Raw genomic sequence first — 13,297 nt, 5'->3', positions numbered from 1 at the left:
GTCGGCCGCGCCGGTTTCGCCAAATCGCTGGCGTCACAAAAAAAACGGCGTCAGTTTCCTGACGCCGCCTTGATGTTTTGTCGCCGAAGCTGGGCTTAAGCCGCCGGCTGAGCCTCGATGGTGCGCAGCGCCTGGGTCTGGCGCTTGGCGGCGGCCTTGACCGCATCCTGCACCTTCTCGAAGGCACGCACCTCGATCTGGCGCACGCGCTCGCGGCTGATGTCGAACTCGGCCGACAGCTCTTCCAGCGTCAGCGGCTCCTCGGCGAGGCGACGCGCCTCGAAGATGCGCCGCTCGCGCTCGTTGAGCACGGCAAGAGCGCCCGACAGCATACCGCGCCGGTTTTCCAGCTCGTCCTGCTCGATCAGCATCTCTTCCTGGCTTTCGTGGTCGTCGACCAGCCAGTCCTGCCATTCGCCGGACTCACCTTCCGTCGCCCGGATCGGCGCGTTGAGCGAGGCATCACCGGACAGGCGGCGGTTCATCGACACCACCTCGGCTTCGGAAACGTTCAGCCGCGTGGCGATCTCGGCGATCTGGTCGGGCTTGAGGTCACCGTCATCCAGCGCCTGGATCTTGCCCTTCACCTTGCGCAGGTTGAAGAACAGACGCTTCTGGTTGGCGGTCGTGCCCATCTTGACCAGGCTCCACGAGCGCAGGATATACTCCTGGATCGAGGCCTTGATCCACCACATGGCGTAGGTCGCGAGGCGGAAACCGCGCTCGGGTTCGAATTTCTTGACGGCCTGCATCAGGCCGACATTGCCTTCCGAGATCACCTCGCCGATCGGCAGGCCGTAGCCGCGATAGCCCATGGCGATCTTGGCGACGAGCCGCAAATGGCTGGTGACGAGCTTGTGCGCGGCGGACGTGTCTTCATGCTCGGCATAACGCTTGGCGAGCATGTACTCTTCCTGCGGCTGAAGCATGGGAAAGCGGCGGATTTCTTCCAGGTAGCGGCTGAGGCCGCCTTCGCCGGAAACAATACTAGGTAGTGACTGGGCCATGATAGCGCCCCCTCTCTATTGGAGTGATGCCCCCGAAACGCGGCGGGCATGTGACGCGAACACCAAAGGGCTCGCTCGCGGCATAAGGTCTTATACAGGAACAAAACCAGAAAAGACAGGCATTTGTTCAACACGAAACAGTGTGTCACGCTGAAGTGAACAATGCCAGTCAGGTTTTTTGATGGCTGGTTTCGAGCTTGTTGATGGCGGGGTTTAGAGATTGCGAAAGCCGCTGACGAGTTCCTCCATGTCCCCCGGGATCGGCGCCTCGAACCTCACCAGTAGATGGGTATCGGGATGGCGAAATGCAAGGAGCCAGGCATGCAAAGCTTGCCGTGAAAATGCCTTGACCTGACTTTTCAGGGGTTCCGGCAGCCGGTTGGCCTTGGTGCGGAAGGCCTGGCCGTAGTCGGGGTCGCCGATGACCGGGTGGCCGATATGGGCCATATGGACACGGATCTGGTGGGTCCGGCCGGTTTCCAGCCGGCATTCGACCAGGCTGGCGGTGGCGAATTCCTGCTGTTTTTCGCCGAAACGCTCCTGAACGGCAAAGTGGGTGACTGCATGGCGGGCATCGTCGCGGCCTTCCGGCACCACGGCGCGGCGCACCCGGTCGGCGGCGCGGCCAAGCGGCGCGTCGACCGTTCCGGTCGGCCGCTGCGGTATGCCCCAGACCAGCGCCAGATAGGCGCGTTCGAGATCGCCGGTCCGGCCGTGATCGGCGAAGGCCTCCGACAGCGCCTTGTGGGCGCGGTCGGTCTTGGCCACCACCATGACGCCGCTGGTCTCCTTGTCGAGGCGGTGGACGATGCCCGGCCGGCGCACCCCGCCAATGCCAGACAGGCTGTCGCCGCAGTGATGGATCAGAGCGTTGACCAGCGTGCCGGTCCAGTTGCCGGCGCCGGGGTGCACGACCAGCCCCGCCGGCTTGTTGATGACGATCAGCGCGTCGTCCTCATAGAGCACGTCGAGCGCGATGGCCTCGCCCTGCGGCGCGGCCGGCTCCGGTTCCGGCATGGCGACCGACACGCTTTCGCCCGCGATCATCTTGCGCTTGGTCTCGTCGGCCGGCTTGCCGTCGATGCTCACAGCGCCTTGCCTGATCAGCATCTGCACGCGGCTGCGCGACATATCAGGGCCGAGGCTGGCCGCCAGCCATTGGTCGAGGCGCTGGCCGGCCGCATCCGCGCCCACCACCAGCACCGTCGGTTCGGCCGCGATGAATCGATCCTCTATCAATTCGGGGGCCTCTTCGTTATGAGCGCTCATCGAAAACCGTTCCGGAATATTTGCCATGGCCCGGCCCGATGCCGACGATGACTCTTTTGCTGCCAAAGGCGGGGAAAAGCCACTCGACCCCGAGGTCGAAAAGATGCGTGGCAAGCTCGTCCGCTTCATGGCCATCAATCTCGGCCTGCTGTTGCTGGCTCTTATGGTGGTGATCGCGGCGATTGTCTACAAAGCCCGCAAGGCACCGCCGGCAAGCCCGCCGCTGGCCGGTGACATCCAGGTGCCGGCCGACGAGCCGCTCAGCGGCGACATCGTGCTGCCGGTCGGGGCGAAAGTGGTCAGCCAGTCGCTGTCCGGCAATCGCATCTCCATCGACGCCGAGCTTGCCGACGGCGGCCGTGCGATCTTCGTCTATGATATCGCCGAGCGCCGCCTGATTGGGCAGTTCGCAATTCGCAGCAAATGACCGGCGGCAATGCAACAAGCAAGTTTGCCGCAGAAATGAACAGGCCTCAGTCATGACAGGCTTCGCCGGACATCGTCGTGTCGCGACCGTGGCGCTGGTCGTCGCCAATTATGACGAGGCGATCGCCTGGTATGTCGGGCGGTTGGGTTTCCTGCTCCTCGAGGACGTCGATCTCGGCGGCGGCAAGCGCTGGGTCACGGTCGCGCCGGCCAACGGGCAGGGCGCCAGGCTGCTGCTGGCGGAGGCGTCCGACGAGGCGCAAAGGAAAAGTATCGGCAACCAGACAGGCGGCCGGGTCTTCCTGTTCCTCGAAACCGACGACTTTGCGCGCGACCATGCGGCGATGCTGGACAACGGTGTCGAATTCCGCGAGGCGCCGCGTTTCGAACCCTATGGCACGGTCGCGGTTTTCGCCGATCTGCACGGCAATCTCTGGGACCTGATCGAACCGAAACGCTAGGCTTGCGGCCAGCTTTTCTTCGATGTGGTAAAGCTGGCCAACCCCAGTTGCTTTTTCCCAGCCGTCAGCCTATATCGCCGGTTCTTGAGCGCGCCCATCGTCTAGCGGTCAGGACACCGCCCTCTCACGGCGGGAACAGGGGTTCGATTCCCCTTGGGCGTACCAAGGTTCCTTCTGGCTACATTGGCAACTTTTATGGCTCGGCTCCCGCCGAGCATGCGCCTGACCGGACGCTGACTGTCAATGGCATCGCTCACCTTGCGCGAGGAAGGTACAGGGATGATGATGACAGCCCGCAGGCCCAGTCGTATCGATCGACCAAGACCTGCGCCGACTTCCAGGGGCCTGTCAAAATAGATGTTGCCTTCATGATCGACACACCCAAGGGTCAGGACCCCGATGAGACCAACGAGCGGGGTTTGCAGGCGATTGAGGCGCGTAGAGTTCCCTTGCCCGTCGGCTACCGACAGGGTGTGATCTCCGCGATCACCGTGTTGCTCGGGTTTTCGCTTCTTTTCCTGCGGTATTGGAATTTCGAAGCTGATGGCGGATGGACGACGGCCTCGATCCTGGCGACGCTGCTGCTCGCGCTGTCCATCGTCCTCCAACTCGTCGCACTGTGGCGTTCGCTGCTCCCGCGCGACGACGACGAGCCGGTCTATCAGGTCACGCTGCGCTGGTTCCTCGCCTCGATCATCGCTCTCCTTGCGGGCGTGCTGCTGGCCGGGCTGATCGCTTCGCACGTCTTCAATTTTTGATCGGCGCAATGCCGGGCCGGTCGACCATCGGCTATGCGCCGTAAGGTTGTCGTGTCGACTGCACGGAAAAGCCCCGCCGACCGGGAGTCAAGCGGGGCCCTTGGAGTAGCCGCAAAGGGGACTAGCTTCGGACTACTCATTGATCCGTAGGATCATCTTCAATGTAGTCCACACGAAGAGATGCCGCATCGCTCGAATAAATGAAGGAAACAACCCTTTCCACATTTCAAGGCCATTCTTTCTACGAATTAGATGGCCTGCACAATATTCGAGGACGCAGCTTTGCGACCAGGAGCGGTTTCACCGTCCTGCAAAGATGGGACTTGCCGCTTCTGGCGCGGCGAGGCCGATTGCATTAGCATCAGGTGATGGATCTTAGAGGCACGGTTCAAACGGCGCGCAGAACGCCGGGTGCCAGGCAGATCCTGACGACCAATCGATGCCGCGGGGAGAAGGCCAATGCAGAAACTGCAAGCGCAAGGCGTCCACCACATCACGCTGGTCGGCGCCGGGCGCCAGACCTCGATCGATTTCTGGGAAGGCGTGCTCGGCATGCCTTTCATCTTCGAGCAGCCCAACCTCGACAAGGCCAGCGAGAGCCATCTCTATTTCGATCCGGGCGACGGCCGGCTGATCACCATCTTCACCGATGAGAGCCGCGTGCCGCAGAAGCGACGCACGCCGACCGACCCGGGCTGCGTCCACCACATCGCGTTCGCGGTGTCGCGGGTCACCTTCCTGCAGGCGGTCGCCCGGCTCGACGAGCGCGGCATCAAGCACAGCGGCGTCAAGGATCGCGGCTTCATGGATTCGATCTATTTCGAGGATCCACTCGGCCTGCTGATCGAACTCGCTTCCTACCGCTTCGAGCCGCCGGCGGGTTTCACCCATGCCGATGTGCTGATGCAGGCGCACAGGCTGCGTGTCGGGCGCGGCGACTACAATATCGCCGAGGTGCATCTTGCGGACGCGATCCAGGCGCTTGTCGAGAGCTCCCGTGCGACCTTGTCGGACGACCGGGCGCCGAAGAATCCATACTGACGGCCAACAAAACAAAGGGAGGACAAACATGGCAAAGACAGTGACCAAGAGTGCTGGGAAATCGGCTGCCAAGGCAAAGGCAAAAGCAGCCGCGAAGCCGGCAGTAAAGGCAGCCGCAAAGGCCGCACCGAAGGTGGCCGCGAAAGCCGCAGCAAAACCGGCGGCGCAAAAGCCGGCGCCCAAGACCGCCAAGGCCAAGTCGGCGAAAAAGCCGGCGTTGAAGCTCAGCATGCTGAAGCCGAGCGTCAACAACATGACAGTGCGGGTGTTTGCTCGCGCGGCCGGGTTCGACGCCGCCGAGACCGACGCCTGGGGCCACACGCGTTCGCCCGAATATCTGGCGCGCAATCCGGCGCATCTGACGCCGATGATCGAGGACAAGGGGTTGCCCAGGGGCGTGCTCTGGGAAAGCTGCGCCATCATGCAGTATCTCGCCAACAAGCACGGGCTGGAGAAATTCTATCCCAAGGCGCCGGCCAAGCGGGCGATGATCGACAGCGCCATGTTCTATCTGATCGGTACGCTCTACCCCTATGTGGCGCGCGCCACCTATCCGGCGCTGGGTTTCCCGCAATATGCCGGCGAGGTCGGCCACAGCGATGCCCATCCCGACAAGAAGTCGGAAGCACAGAAGGCCGCGATGGCGGCGATCGCCGAGCCGCTGGAGGTCTTCCATAGCTTCTTCAGGGACGGCAAGCCGTTCATCGGCGGCGCGAATCCGTCGATCGCCGACATAAGGCTGGCGGCGACGCTCGAATTCCTGGCGGTCATCGACTATCCGCTGCCCAAATGGGCGCAGGAGTACATGGCGGCCATCGAGAAGAAGCTCGGCAAGGCCTATGCCGAGCCGGCCGGCGACGTGCGCGGCTATATCGCCTATGTGCGGTCGCAGGCGAAGGCTTCAGCTTAAGGATTCGTTAACCAAAGCCCTGTCTACTGGCGGGAATTCACCGCGCGACCACGGATGTACTGGCGCAATATCGGTGGAAGGAAAGGTCGGCTCAGTGCCGGCCTTTTTGCTTTTTCGGACCCCATGCCGGGACATCGCGCGACGGTGACAGGCAATGCGAAGCATCAACTTTTCGCGTCGGGATATTGTCATCGCCGACGTTGTCTCTAACATTCCGTTGAGCGGATCCGGCTTGGAACGTCGGCCTGGAGCGAGATGAGGGCTTGCGATGAAATGCGTGGCAATGCTGACGGTCGCCGGTGGAATGCTGGCCGGGACGCTCATCCCGTCTCAGGCAGCAGTGCTCAATACGATGGATGATGTCGGGGATGCTATCCAGGCCTGCTGGACGCCGCCGGCGGATGCCGGAAATTCGACCGTAACCTTGAGTTTCAGCTTTAAGCGCGACGGCTCGCTGATCGGTCCGCCGCGGCCGACCGCCGCCAAAGTGGCCGGCGATGACAAGGCGCGAAAGGCGTTCATCGACGCGGCCATCGCCGCCGTCAAGAATTGCACGCCTCTGAGTTTGTCACCGGCTTTGGCGCAAGGCATTGGTGGCAACGTCTTCACGTTGCAACTGGTTTCCCCAAAGAAATAGCGGCTGGCGCCGCCGCTTCGGAGCCAATTGCTCAGTGGCTCAGGCGCCGTGCCTTGGCATGCCGCGCCAGATCCGGGGTCTCGAAGACATAGTCGCTCCAGGCCGATTCCGGGATGTGCCCGGCCAGATAGCACTCAAGCAACAGGCTTTCCTCGGGATTGAGCGGTCGTGGCGCGCGCTCGTGATCCAGCCCGAGAGAATGAAAAAGGTTTCTTGTCAGTTCCGACACCGTGAAGTGGATCGACATCTGCGTTCTCTCCCTATGCCTTCAACGCGGCAGTCAGGCAAAGGTTTCAGCGTCAAGCGTCGGTAACGTCGGATTGATCGTTCGCCCCGAGAGCCACGCCCCGGTGATTCCGATAGTCGCCGGCATGGCTGCTTGGTTTTGTGGTTCGTCTCAATCTTGAAATAAAAATGTAATATCGAATTTACAGGAGCCATTCTACTACACTAAATGAAAGTCTTTTCGATCATGAAAGCTTCAATTATTAGGTATTGCTCATTTAGCTGAACCTTATCCAAGTCGAAAGAATGTGATTCCAGGCTATCAGCAGCAAGGACCATGTCGTCCCGATGATCCGTTTCTGGCTTCTCATGATGATCGCGCTGGTGACGGTGGCCGCCCTTGTGCTCGGCACGACGTCTTCCTACGCGGATAGTTGCAGCGCGATCAGAAGTCAGTTGCTTTCTGGCGGCCGCAGCAGCGGCGTGAGCCCCGAACTGGCGCAGTTGCGCCGTCAGCTTGCGGCGATCCAGGGCCTGGAGAGGCAGCGCCGGTGCACGGCGCAAAGTGCCGCGGGTGGCTTCTTCAATGCATGCGCCGACCTTGGCAGAAACCGGACGGAAGTGCAGCGCCGGATGGCCGCCGCGTCCAGTTCCGGCCGGGACCTTTCAGGCCTGCAGGCACGCCTCGCGGCGCTTGGCTGCGGGGCAAAGGAGCAGCGCCAGGCGCCGAAGAGCCAATCCGCGCAGGCAGCGGCGGGGCCAACATATGCCGGCAATACGATGCTGTTTTGCGTGCGCCTGTCGGATGGATACTTTTTTCCCGCGCCCAAATCGCAATTCGCCGGCAGCGACGATGTCAGGGACATGGCCGATCAGTGCCGTTACATCTGCGATGACCCGGCCGTCGATCTCTACACGCTCAGCGACGCCAGTCTGGAAACCGAAAAGATGGTCGCGCTCGATACGCGCAAACCCTATATCGAACTGCCTTCGGCTTTTCGCTACCGTGACGATGCCAATTTCAAGGCCTGCGACGTCAAGCGCTATTACCGGCGGGTAGCCGAATTGAGGGCAAGGACGGTGACGCCCACAAACATGACCAATGCCATCATTCCGTTGCCGCAGCCAAAGCCGGATTTCGACAGTGTCGCGGCAATCCCGCAATCCGGCACCGAGGCCTCTGGGGCCGCTCAGTTGCAGTCGATCGAAGCCGGTACGCGGCCGGTGCGTGTGGTCGGCCCGGCCTTCTTTCCGGCTGAATGACCTCTCCTCTCTGGAATAACCGCCTGCAGCGTGCCGTCATGATGAAGCCGGCTATGGGACTCGTCTGGAACGGAGGGGCGCTCACGGCGTTGTGATCGACAACAGCCGGGAGAAACGCCATGGCTACGTTCAGGGAAATGCGGGTTCTGGAGATCGTCGAAAACGGCTCCCTGACCCATGACGAGAAGGTCGCGGAACTGCGCGAGATCGAATCCGAGGCCCGCGGCCTGCAACGAGCCGCGTCGGAGAGTTCCATGGGTGATGATGACGGCTGGCAGGACGATCTGCGCCAGGTTCGCCTTGCGCTCGACAAGCTTGGCGCGAAGGAACCGAAGAAGGGCGCGGCATCGCTGTAAGGCTGCGGGGAACTCTCCCCGAATTGAGCCTATTCGCAGACCATGCGAACGCGCTCGCCTGGTGCGCTCACATTCCTGCATGCCAGTTGCTTTTCCGGGCCTGGCGGCGGGGGAGGCGGCGGTGAATATCGCGTCTGATGCCGTCTGTGCCCGGCAGGTTTCGAAACCCTGCGTTCGGCAAACTGTCCGGGCGGCTGCGGCGACGCCGGAAAGGCGCCGTTGTCGGCCGGCGGCACGTAGTCGACATTGGGTGGCGGCCGGTCCCAGAAGCGCCTGGCGTCGAGCGGCCGCGGGATGATGACCGTGCCGTCATAGCTGCGCGCACAGCCGCTGCCGAAAAGCAGCGCTACGCCCAGCAAGAAAGGCCCTATCCGTCGATACATTAGCAACACCCCTGCGCGGCTTATAACGCGGGCTTGGCCCGCCCGACAACCCGACGGATTAACGCAGAAAGAGCATGCCGGTTGCGCCGTTAAGGTTAGCGGATCGTTAATGCTTCTCGGGCACATTCCGCCGACGAACCGCGGAGGGAGGGTTCGGCCTTGATTTTCGGGTGGGGACAGGATGGCGGAAGCGGACGAAGCAACCGGCGCGCGCGGCAAGCGTAGGCCTGAAAAGCCGGTGCATCGCGGCGACGCGCCGCCATGCGCGGACATGGATTCGCCCGACGCGCTTCGCCAACTGCTCGAGGCAGGCTCGGACTGGGTCTGGGAGACCGACGCCGAACTGCGGTTCTCCTGGCTCTCACCCACCTACCAGGCGGCCACAGGCATCGATCCGGCTGATGTGCTGGGCCGGTTCCGCTTCGATTTCCTCAACCAGGTCCTGAAGGGTAATCACAGCGCCACGGCGCATCTGGAGGATCTGCAGGCGCGCCGGCCGTTCCGCGACTTCGTCTATGAACTGAAGGGTGGCGGCGCCGACTGCCGCTGGGTGCTGACGTCAGGCTTCCCACGGTTCGACAACGAAGGAAAATTCGCCGGCTACCGCGGCATAGGCCGCAACGTCACCGCACTGGCCGGCGCCTTCGAAACCATGGAGCAAAACCCGTTGTCGGGCAGCGATCCCGACCGGCATCTTGCCGATCTCGAACGGACGATGGACGCCATGCACATGGGCGTCGTGCTGCTCGATGGCAAGCTCGACACGCTGATCGTCAACAAGGCCTATCGCGACCTGTCCAGCATTCCGGACGGCGCTGTGACCGTTGGCGCTCCGTTCAGCCAGTTGATGGAACTGAACCGCCGCAACGGCATCTATGGCGATATCGACGAACAGCAGTGGCAGCGCTACCTCGCCAGCCGTATCGAGGAGATTCGCGCCGGCTCCGTCGCGCCTCGCGAATTTGTCCATGCCAGCGGCAGGACGATGATGTTCTCGGTGACGGCGCTGTCCGGCGGCAAGCGGCTCTTGACCTACTATGAGGTCACCGAACTCAAGCGTCGCGATGCCGAGATCGAAGGCGCCAACGCCAAAATCGCCGAGACCTTCGTCAATCTCCGCACCATGGTCGATGAGATGCCGATCGGTGTTCTCGTGCTGGATGCCGATATGCGCGCCGAAGTCATCAATCGCGCCTTCTATGACTTCTGGAGGATCGATCCAGGCCGCGCCGGGATCGGCTCCGCCTTTCGCGAACTCATGGAAGCCAGCCGCGCCATTGATCCTTACGGCGCCGATGACGTCGCCTGGCAACGCCATACCGCCGAGCGCGAAGCCGAAATCAGGGCCGGTGTCGCCGGCTCAAGACAATTGCCGCACAATGACGGGCGCACACTTGTCGCATCGCTGGCGCCGCTGCACGGCGGCAAGCGGCTCATCTCCTATGTCGACGTCACCGACATGAAGGGGCGCGAGACCGAGGCACAAGATGCGCGCAAGCACCTCGCCAGCGTGCTGGAATCGCTGCCGGCCGGCGTCATCATCTACGACCGCGACGACAAGTTCGTCTTCGCCAACCGCAAGCTGCAGGACACGCTGCCGGCGCTGAAGCCCTTCTGGCAGCCTGGCTGCAGCTTCCGCGAGGCGTTGGAATTCGGCCAGTCGATCGGCTATTTCCGCTCGAGCGGCGATGCCGAGATCGACAAGCTGTACGGGGTCGAACCCGAACGCTGGCTCGACGGCATACTGGCCCGCTACCACCTGCCGAATTCTTCCTACGAGCGCCTCAATGCCGATGGGCGCTGGTACCAAGTCTATGACATGCGCACCGATGACGGAACGTTCATCGGCGTGCGCGTCGACATCACCGACATCAAGAGCCGCGAGGCGGCGCTGCGCGACTCGATGCGCCAGATCGATCTCTTCCGCCACGTCATGGACGAGTTGCCGGTGGCCGCCTTCATCAAGGCGCAGGACCTGAGCATCGAATTCGTCAACAAGGCCTGGTGCGCGCTGACAGGCATCGCCAAGGAAGACGTCATCGGCCGGACCGACCGTGAGCTGTTCGGCACACAAGACGCGGAAAGCTACAGCAATGACGACACCGAGGTCGTCGTAACCGGCAAGGGCCTCGAGGTCGAAGAGCCCGTCACCCATCGTGACGGCACCGTGCGACAGTTGATGACGCGCAAGAGCCGCCTGGTGGCGACCGACGGATCGGTGCATCTGGTCGGCTCCAGCACCGACATCACCGACGTCAAGGCGCGCGAGAAGGCTCTGGAAGAGAGCATGCGCGAGAACGAGGTGTTCCGCAGCCTGATCGACAATGTACCGGTGTCGATCTACGCCAAGCGTTCCGATCTCAGGCAGTTCTATGTCAACAAGGGCTGGTGCGATCTGACCGGCCTCAGCAGGGAAGACGCGATCGGCAAGACCGACATCGAGATTTTCGGGGAGGACGGCGAGGCTTTCGTGGCCGGCGATCTGGCCGTGCTGCGCACCGGCGACACCCAGGAGGTCGAGGAGACGGTGCGGCTTGCCGACGGCACCGTCAGGCATCAGTTCGCGCGCAAGGGTGCAATGATCGCGTCGGACGGTTCGCTCTACCTGATCGGATCGACCACCGACATCACGGAACTGAAGATGCGCGAGGCGGAGCTCAGCGAGGCGCGCCAGCGTGCCGTGCTCGCCGACCGCGCCAAGTCGGAATTCCTCGCCAATATGAGCCATGAGATCCGCACGCCGATGAACGGTGTGCTGGGCATGGCGGAACTTCTGGCCAAATCCAATCTCGATCCCAAGCAGAAGACGTTCACCGACATCATCGTCAAGTCGGGCAACGCGCTGTTGACCATCATCAACGACATCCTGGATTTTTCCAAGATCGATGCCGGCCAGATGGTGCTCGATCCGGCGCCCTTCAACCTTGCCGAGGCGATCGAGGACGTGGCGACGCTGGTGTCGACACGCGCCAAGGAAAAGGATCTCGAACTCATCGTGCGTGTCGAGCCGAGGCTCGAAAACCTGTTCGTCGGCGATGTCGGCCGCATCCGGCAGATCGTCACCAACCTGGTCGGCAATGCGGTGAAATTCACCGACGAAGGCCATGTGCTGGTCGACGTGACCGGTGAGAGGGTTCCGACCGGAACCAGGCTGACGATCTCGGTCACCGACACCGGGATCGGCATCCCCGAGGAAAAACTGAAGCTGGTGTTCGAAAAATTCAGCCAGGTCGACACCTCCTCGACACGGCGGCATGAGGGCACCGGGCTTGGCCTTGCCATCACCTCACGGCTGGTCGAACTGATGGGCGGCACCATCGGCGTCGAGAGCGCCGAGGGCAAGGGCTCGACCTTCTGGTTCACCGTGACGCTGCCCAGGGCCGGACAGAGCGGGCAGCGCATCATGCCGGTGGACGTGACGGGCGCACGCGTGCTGATCGTCGACGACAATGCCGTCAACCGGGCCATCCTGACCGAGCAGATGACCTCGTGGACGTTCGATTCCTGCGCGGCCGAAAGCGGCGCGGAGGGCCTCAAGGTGCTGATCGCGGCCGCCGCCTATGGCGTGCGTGTGGATTGCGTCGTGCTCGACTACCAGATGCCCGAGATGAGCGGCGCCGAAATGGCGCGCATCGTGCGCAGCACCGAAGGCCTCGCGGACACGCCCATCATCATGCTGACCTCGGTCGACCAGTCGCTCGCCAACACAAGCTACCGCGATCTCGGCATCGATGCCCAGCTGATCAAGCCGGCACGCTCCTCGGTGCTCCTGGAGACGCTGGTGGCGACCATCCAGCGCCATCGCCACGCCACGGACAGCCAGGCCATCCAGCCGCTTGCAGCCGAAAGGCCTGATGCTCCCCAGCCGCAGCCGCTGGCGCTGTCCGAACAACGCGCGCAATTGCAGCCGCCGCCGGTTCGGCCCCGGCTGCCCGCCACTGGCGGTGATGGACACAGGCTGGACATACTGGTGGCCGAGGACAATGAGGTGAACCAGATGGTCTTCACCCAGATCCTTCGCGAGACCGGCCATAGTTTCGAGATCGTCGGCAATGGCCGTAAGGCGCTCGACGCATTCGGCAAGCTCAATCCGTGCATGATCCTGATGGATGTCTCGATGCCGGAGATGAGCGGGCTCGAGGCGACCGCCGCCATCCGCCAGCTGGAGCAGGAAACAGGCATGCATGTGCCGATCGTTGGCGTGACCGCGCATGCGCTCAAGGGCGATCGCGAACGCTGCCTGGAGGCGGGCATGGACGACTATCTGCCCAAGCCGATCAGCCCCAGGGCCCTGCTGGAGAAAGTCGAGCGCTGGCTCGGCGCCGGGCGCCAGGTCCAGCGCAACGCGGGATAGCAGGGCGTCGCCCGGTTCCAAGAGGCAAGCCGAGGGAATCAATCGCGGATTCTGCTGCTACCCCTGCGTGCAATGCCTATGGTGCGATCGCACCATACCAAAGGCGGCGCCGACCCGGGACAATGGCAAAATCGAATTCCGCCCTTGCAGTTACGGGCGGGAGCAGCGACCGCCGGCAACAAACAGCGTCAACCTACCCCAACGGAC

General features: G+C 62.7%; 13 protein-coding genes and 1 tRNA gene. 10 read left to right on the top strand and 4 right to left on the bottom strand.

Annotated elements, in window-relative coordinates; all coding sequences use genetic code 11:
• Nucleotides 1-95: 95 nt before the first annotated feature.
• Nucleotides 96-1,007, bottom strand: coding sequence for an RNA polymerase sigma factor RpoH (gene rpoH, locus ACLGL5_RS03090; RefSeq protein ID WP_019861619.1), 912 nt, complete (start codon nucleotides 1,005-1,007; stop codon nucleotides 96-98).
• A 213-nt stretch (nucleotides 1,008-1,220) separates the two neighbouring features.
• Nucleotides 1,221-2,276, bottom strand: a complete 1,056-nt coding sequence (locus ACLGL5_RS03085) for an RluA family pseudouridine synthase (protein WP_069093202.1) — start codon at nucleotides 2,274-2,276, stop codon at nucleotides 1,221-1,223.
• Nucleotides 2,277-2,301: 25 nt separating this feature from the next.
• On the opposite strand from ACLGL5_RS03085, the gene ACLGL5_RS03080 reads away from it, so the two are divergent.
• The 7 genes from ACLGL5_RS03080 to ACLGL5_RS03050 all read left to right on the top strand — a co-directional run bounded on the left by ACLGL5_RS03080 (nucleotide 2,302) and on the right by ACLGL5_RS03050 (nucleotide 6,509).
• Nucleotides 2,302-2,703: a fimbrial protein gene (locus ACLGL5_RS03080; RefSeq protein WP_069090314.1), complete on the top strand. Its 402-nt coding sequence runs from the start codon at nucleotides 2,302-2,304 to the stop codon at nucleotides 2,701-2,703.
• Nucleotides 2,704-2,755: 52 nt separating this feature from the next.
• On the top strand, nucleotides 2,756-3,163 hold the full coding sequence (locus ACLGL5_RS03075; RefSeq protein ID WP_019861616.1) for a VOC family protein: 408 nt from the start codon (nucleotides 2,756-2,758) through the stop codon (nucleotides 3,161-3,163).
• Nucleotides 3,164-3,253: 90 nt separating this feature from the next.
• A tRNA-Glu gene (locus ACLGL5_RS03070) sits at nucleotides 3,254-3,328 on the top strand.
• Nucleotides 3,329-3,531: 203 nt separating this feature from the next.
• The gene (locus ACLGL5_RS03065; protein WP_202361444.1) at nucleotides 3,532-3,921 is read left to right on the top strand and encodes a hypothetical protein; all 390 of its coding nucleotides are present in this window, start codon (nucleotides 3,532-3,534) and stop codon (nucleotides 3,919-3,921) included.
• Nucleotides 3,922-4,380: 459 nt separating this feature from the next.
• Nucleotides 4,381-4,962 (top strand): VOC family protein, encoded by a 582-nt coding sequence (locus ACLGL5_RS03060; protein WP_019861615.1) that lies wholly within the window; start codon nucleotides 4,381-4,383, stop codon nucleotides 4,960-4,962.
• A 28-nt stretch (nucleotides 4,963-4,990) separates the two neighbouring features.
• Nucleotides 4,991-5,872 (top strand): glutathione S-transferase family protein, encoded by an 882-nt coding sequence (locus ACLGL5_RS03055; protein ID WP_020629061.1) that lies wholly within the window; start codon nucleotides 4,991-4,993, stop codon nucleotides 5,870-5,872.
• Nucleotides 5,873-6,140: 268 nt separating this feature from the next.
• The gene (locus ACLGL5_RS03050; protein WP_069090313.1) at nucleotides 6,141-6,509 is read left to right on the top strand and encodes a UCP034077 family protein; all 369 of its coding nucleotides are present in this window, start codon (nucleotides 6,141-6,143) and stop codon (nucleotides 6,507-6,509) included.
• Nucleotides 6,510-6,540: 31 nt separating this feature from the next.
• Here the strand turns inward: ACLGL5_RS03050 and ACLGL5_RS03045 are convergent, their stop codons facing one another.
• A complete protein-coding gene (locus ACLGL5_RS03045; RefSeq protein WP_019861612.1) occupies nucleotides 6,541-6,756 on the bottom strand; it encodes a hypothetical protein in 216 nt (71 codons plus the stop codon).
• A 326-nt stretch (nucleotides 6,757-7,082) separates the two neighbouring features.
• Here ACLGL5_RS03045 and ACLGL5_RS03040 point away from each other — a divergent pair, with 326 nt between their 5' ends.
• Nucleotides 7,083-7,997, top strand: a complete 915-nt coding sequence (locus ACLGL5_RS03040; protein ID WP_069090312.1) for a DUF2865 domain-containing protein — start codon at nucleotides 7,083-7,085, stop codon at nucleotides 7,995-7,997.
• A gap of 119 nt (nucleotides 7,998-8,116) precedes the next feature.
• The gene (locus ACLGL5_RS03035; RefSeq protein WP_064981115.1) at nucleotides 8,117-8,353 is read left to right on the top strand and encodes a hypothetical protein; all 237 of its coding nucleotides are present in this window, start codon (nucleotides 8,117-8,119) and stop codon (nucleotides 8,351-8,353) included.
• A 29-nt stretch (nucleotides 8,354-8,382) separates the two neighbouring features.
• Here the strand turns inward: ACLGL5_RS03035 and ACLGL5_RS03030 are convergent, their stop codons facing one another.
• Entirely contained in the window at nucleotides 8,383-8,712 is a 330-nt protein-coding gene (locus ACLGL5_RS03030) for a hypothetical protein (protein WP_223217849.1), read from the bottom strand.
• A gap of 205 nt (nucleotides 8,713-8,917) precedes the next feature.
• Between ACLGL5_RS03030 and ACLGL5_RS03025 the strand changes: the two genes are divergently transcribed.
• Nucleotides 8,918-13,090 carry a PAS domain-containing protein gene (locus ACLGL5_RS03025; protein ID WP_069090311.1) on the top strand — a complete coding sequence of 1,391 codons (4,173 nt, stop codon included), beginning with the start codon at nucleotides 8,918-8,920 and terminating at the stop codon, nucleotides 13,088-13,090.
• The last annotated feature ends 207 nt before the right edge of the window (nucleotides 13,091-13,297 follow it).

This window comes from Mesorhizobium sp. U510, from assembly GCF_059180695.1.
Note: the sequence above shows the minus strand (reverse complement) of the source record. Positions and strands in the feature narration are given on the sequence as shown.

What these genes read in the sequence shown, in the direction of transcription:
- rpoH (WP_019861619.1), bottom strand. Translation starts at nt 1,007, where the DNA reads ATGGCCCAGTCACTACCTAGTATTGTTTCCGGCGAAGGCGGCCTCAGC.
- ACLGL5_RS03085 (WP_069093202.1), bottom strand. Translation starts at nt 2,276, where the DNA reads ATGAGCGCTCATAACGAAGAGGCCCCCGAATTGATAGAGGATCGATTC.
- ACLGL5_RS03080 (WP_069090314.1), top strand. Translation starts at nt 2,302, where the DNA reads ATGGCCCGGCCCGATGCCGACGATGACTCTTTTGCTGCCAAAGGCGGG.
- ACLGL5_RS03075 (WP_019861616.1), top strand. Translation starts at nt 2,756, where the DNA reads ATGACAGGCTTCGCCGGACATCGTCGTGTCGCGACCGTGGCGCTGGTC.
- ACLGL5_RS03065 (WP_202361444.1), top strand. Translation starts at nt 3,532, where the DNA reads ATGATCGACACACCCAAGGGTCAGGACCCCGATGAGACCAACGAGCGG.
- ACLGL5_RS03060 (WP_019861615.1), top strand. Translation starts at nt 4,381, where the DNA reads ATGCAGAAACTGCAAGCGCAAGGCGTCCACCACATCACGCTGGTCGGC.
- ACLGL5_RS03055 (WP_020629061.1), top strand. Translation starts at nt 4,991, where the DNA reads ATGGCAAAGACAGTGACCAAGAGTGCTGGGAAATCGGCTGCCAAGGCA.
- ACLGL5_RS03050 (WP_069090313.1), top strand. Translation starts at nt 6,141, where the DNA reads ATGAAATGCGTGGCAATGCTGACGGTCGCCGGTGGAATGCTGGCCGGG.
- ACLGL5_RS03045 (WP_019861612.1), bottom strand. Translation starts at nt 6,756, where the DNA reads ATGTCGATCCACTTCACGGTGTCGGAACTGACAAGAAACCTTTTTCAT.
- ACLGL5_RS03040 (WP_069090312.1), top strand. Translation starts at nt 7,083, where the DNA reads ATGATCCGTTTCTGGCTTCTCATGATGATCGCGCTGGTGACGGTGGCC.
- ACLGL5_RS03035 (WP_064981115.1), top strand. Translation starts at nt 8,117, where the DNA reads ATGGCTACGTTCAGGGAAATGCGGGTTCTGGAGATCGTCGAAAACGGC.
- ACLGL5_RS03025 (WP_069090311.1), top strand. Translation starts at nt 8,918, where the DNA reads ATGGCGGAAGCGGACGAAGCAACCGGCGCGCGCGGCAAGCGTAGGCCT.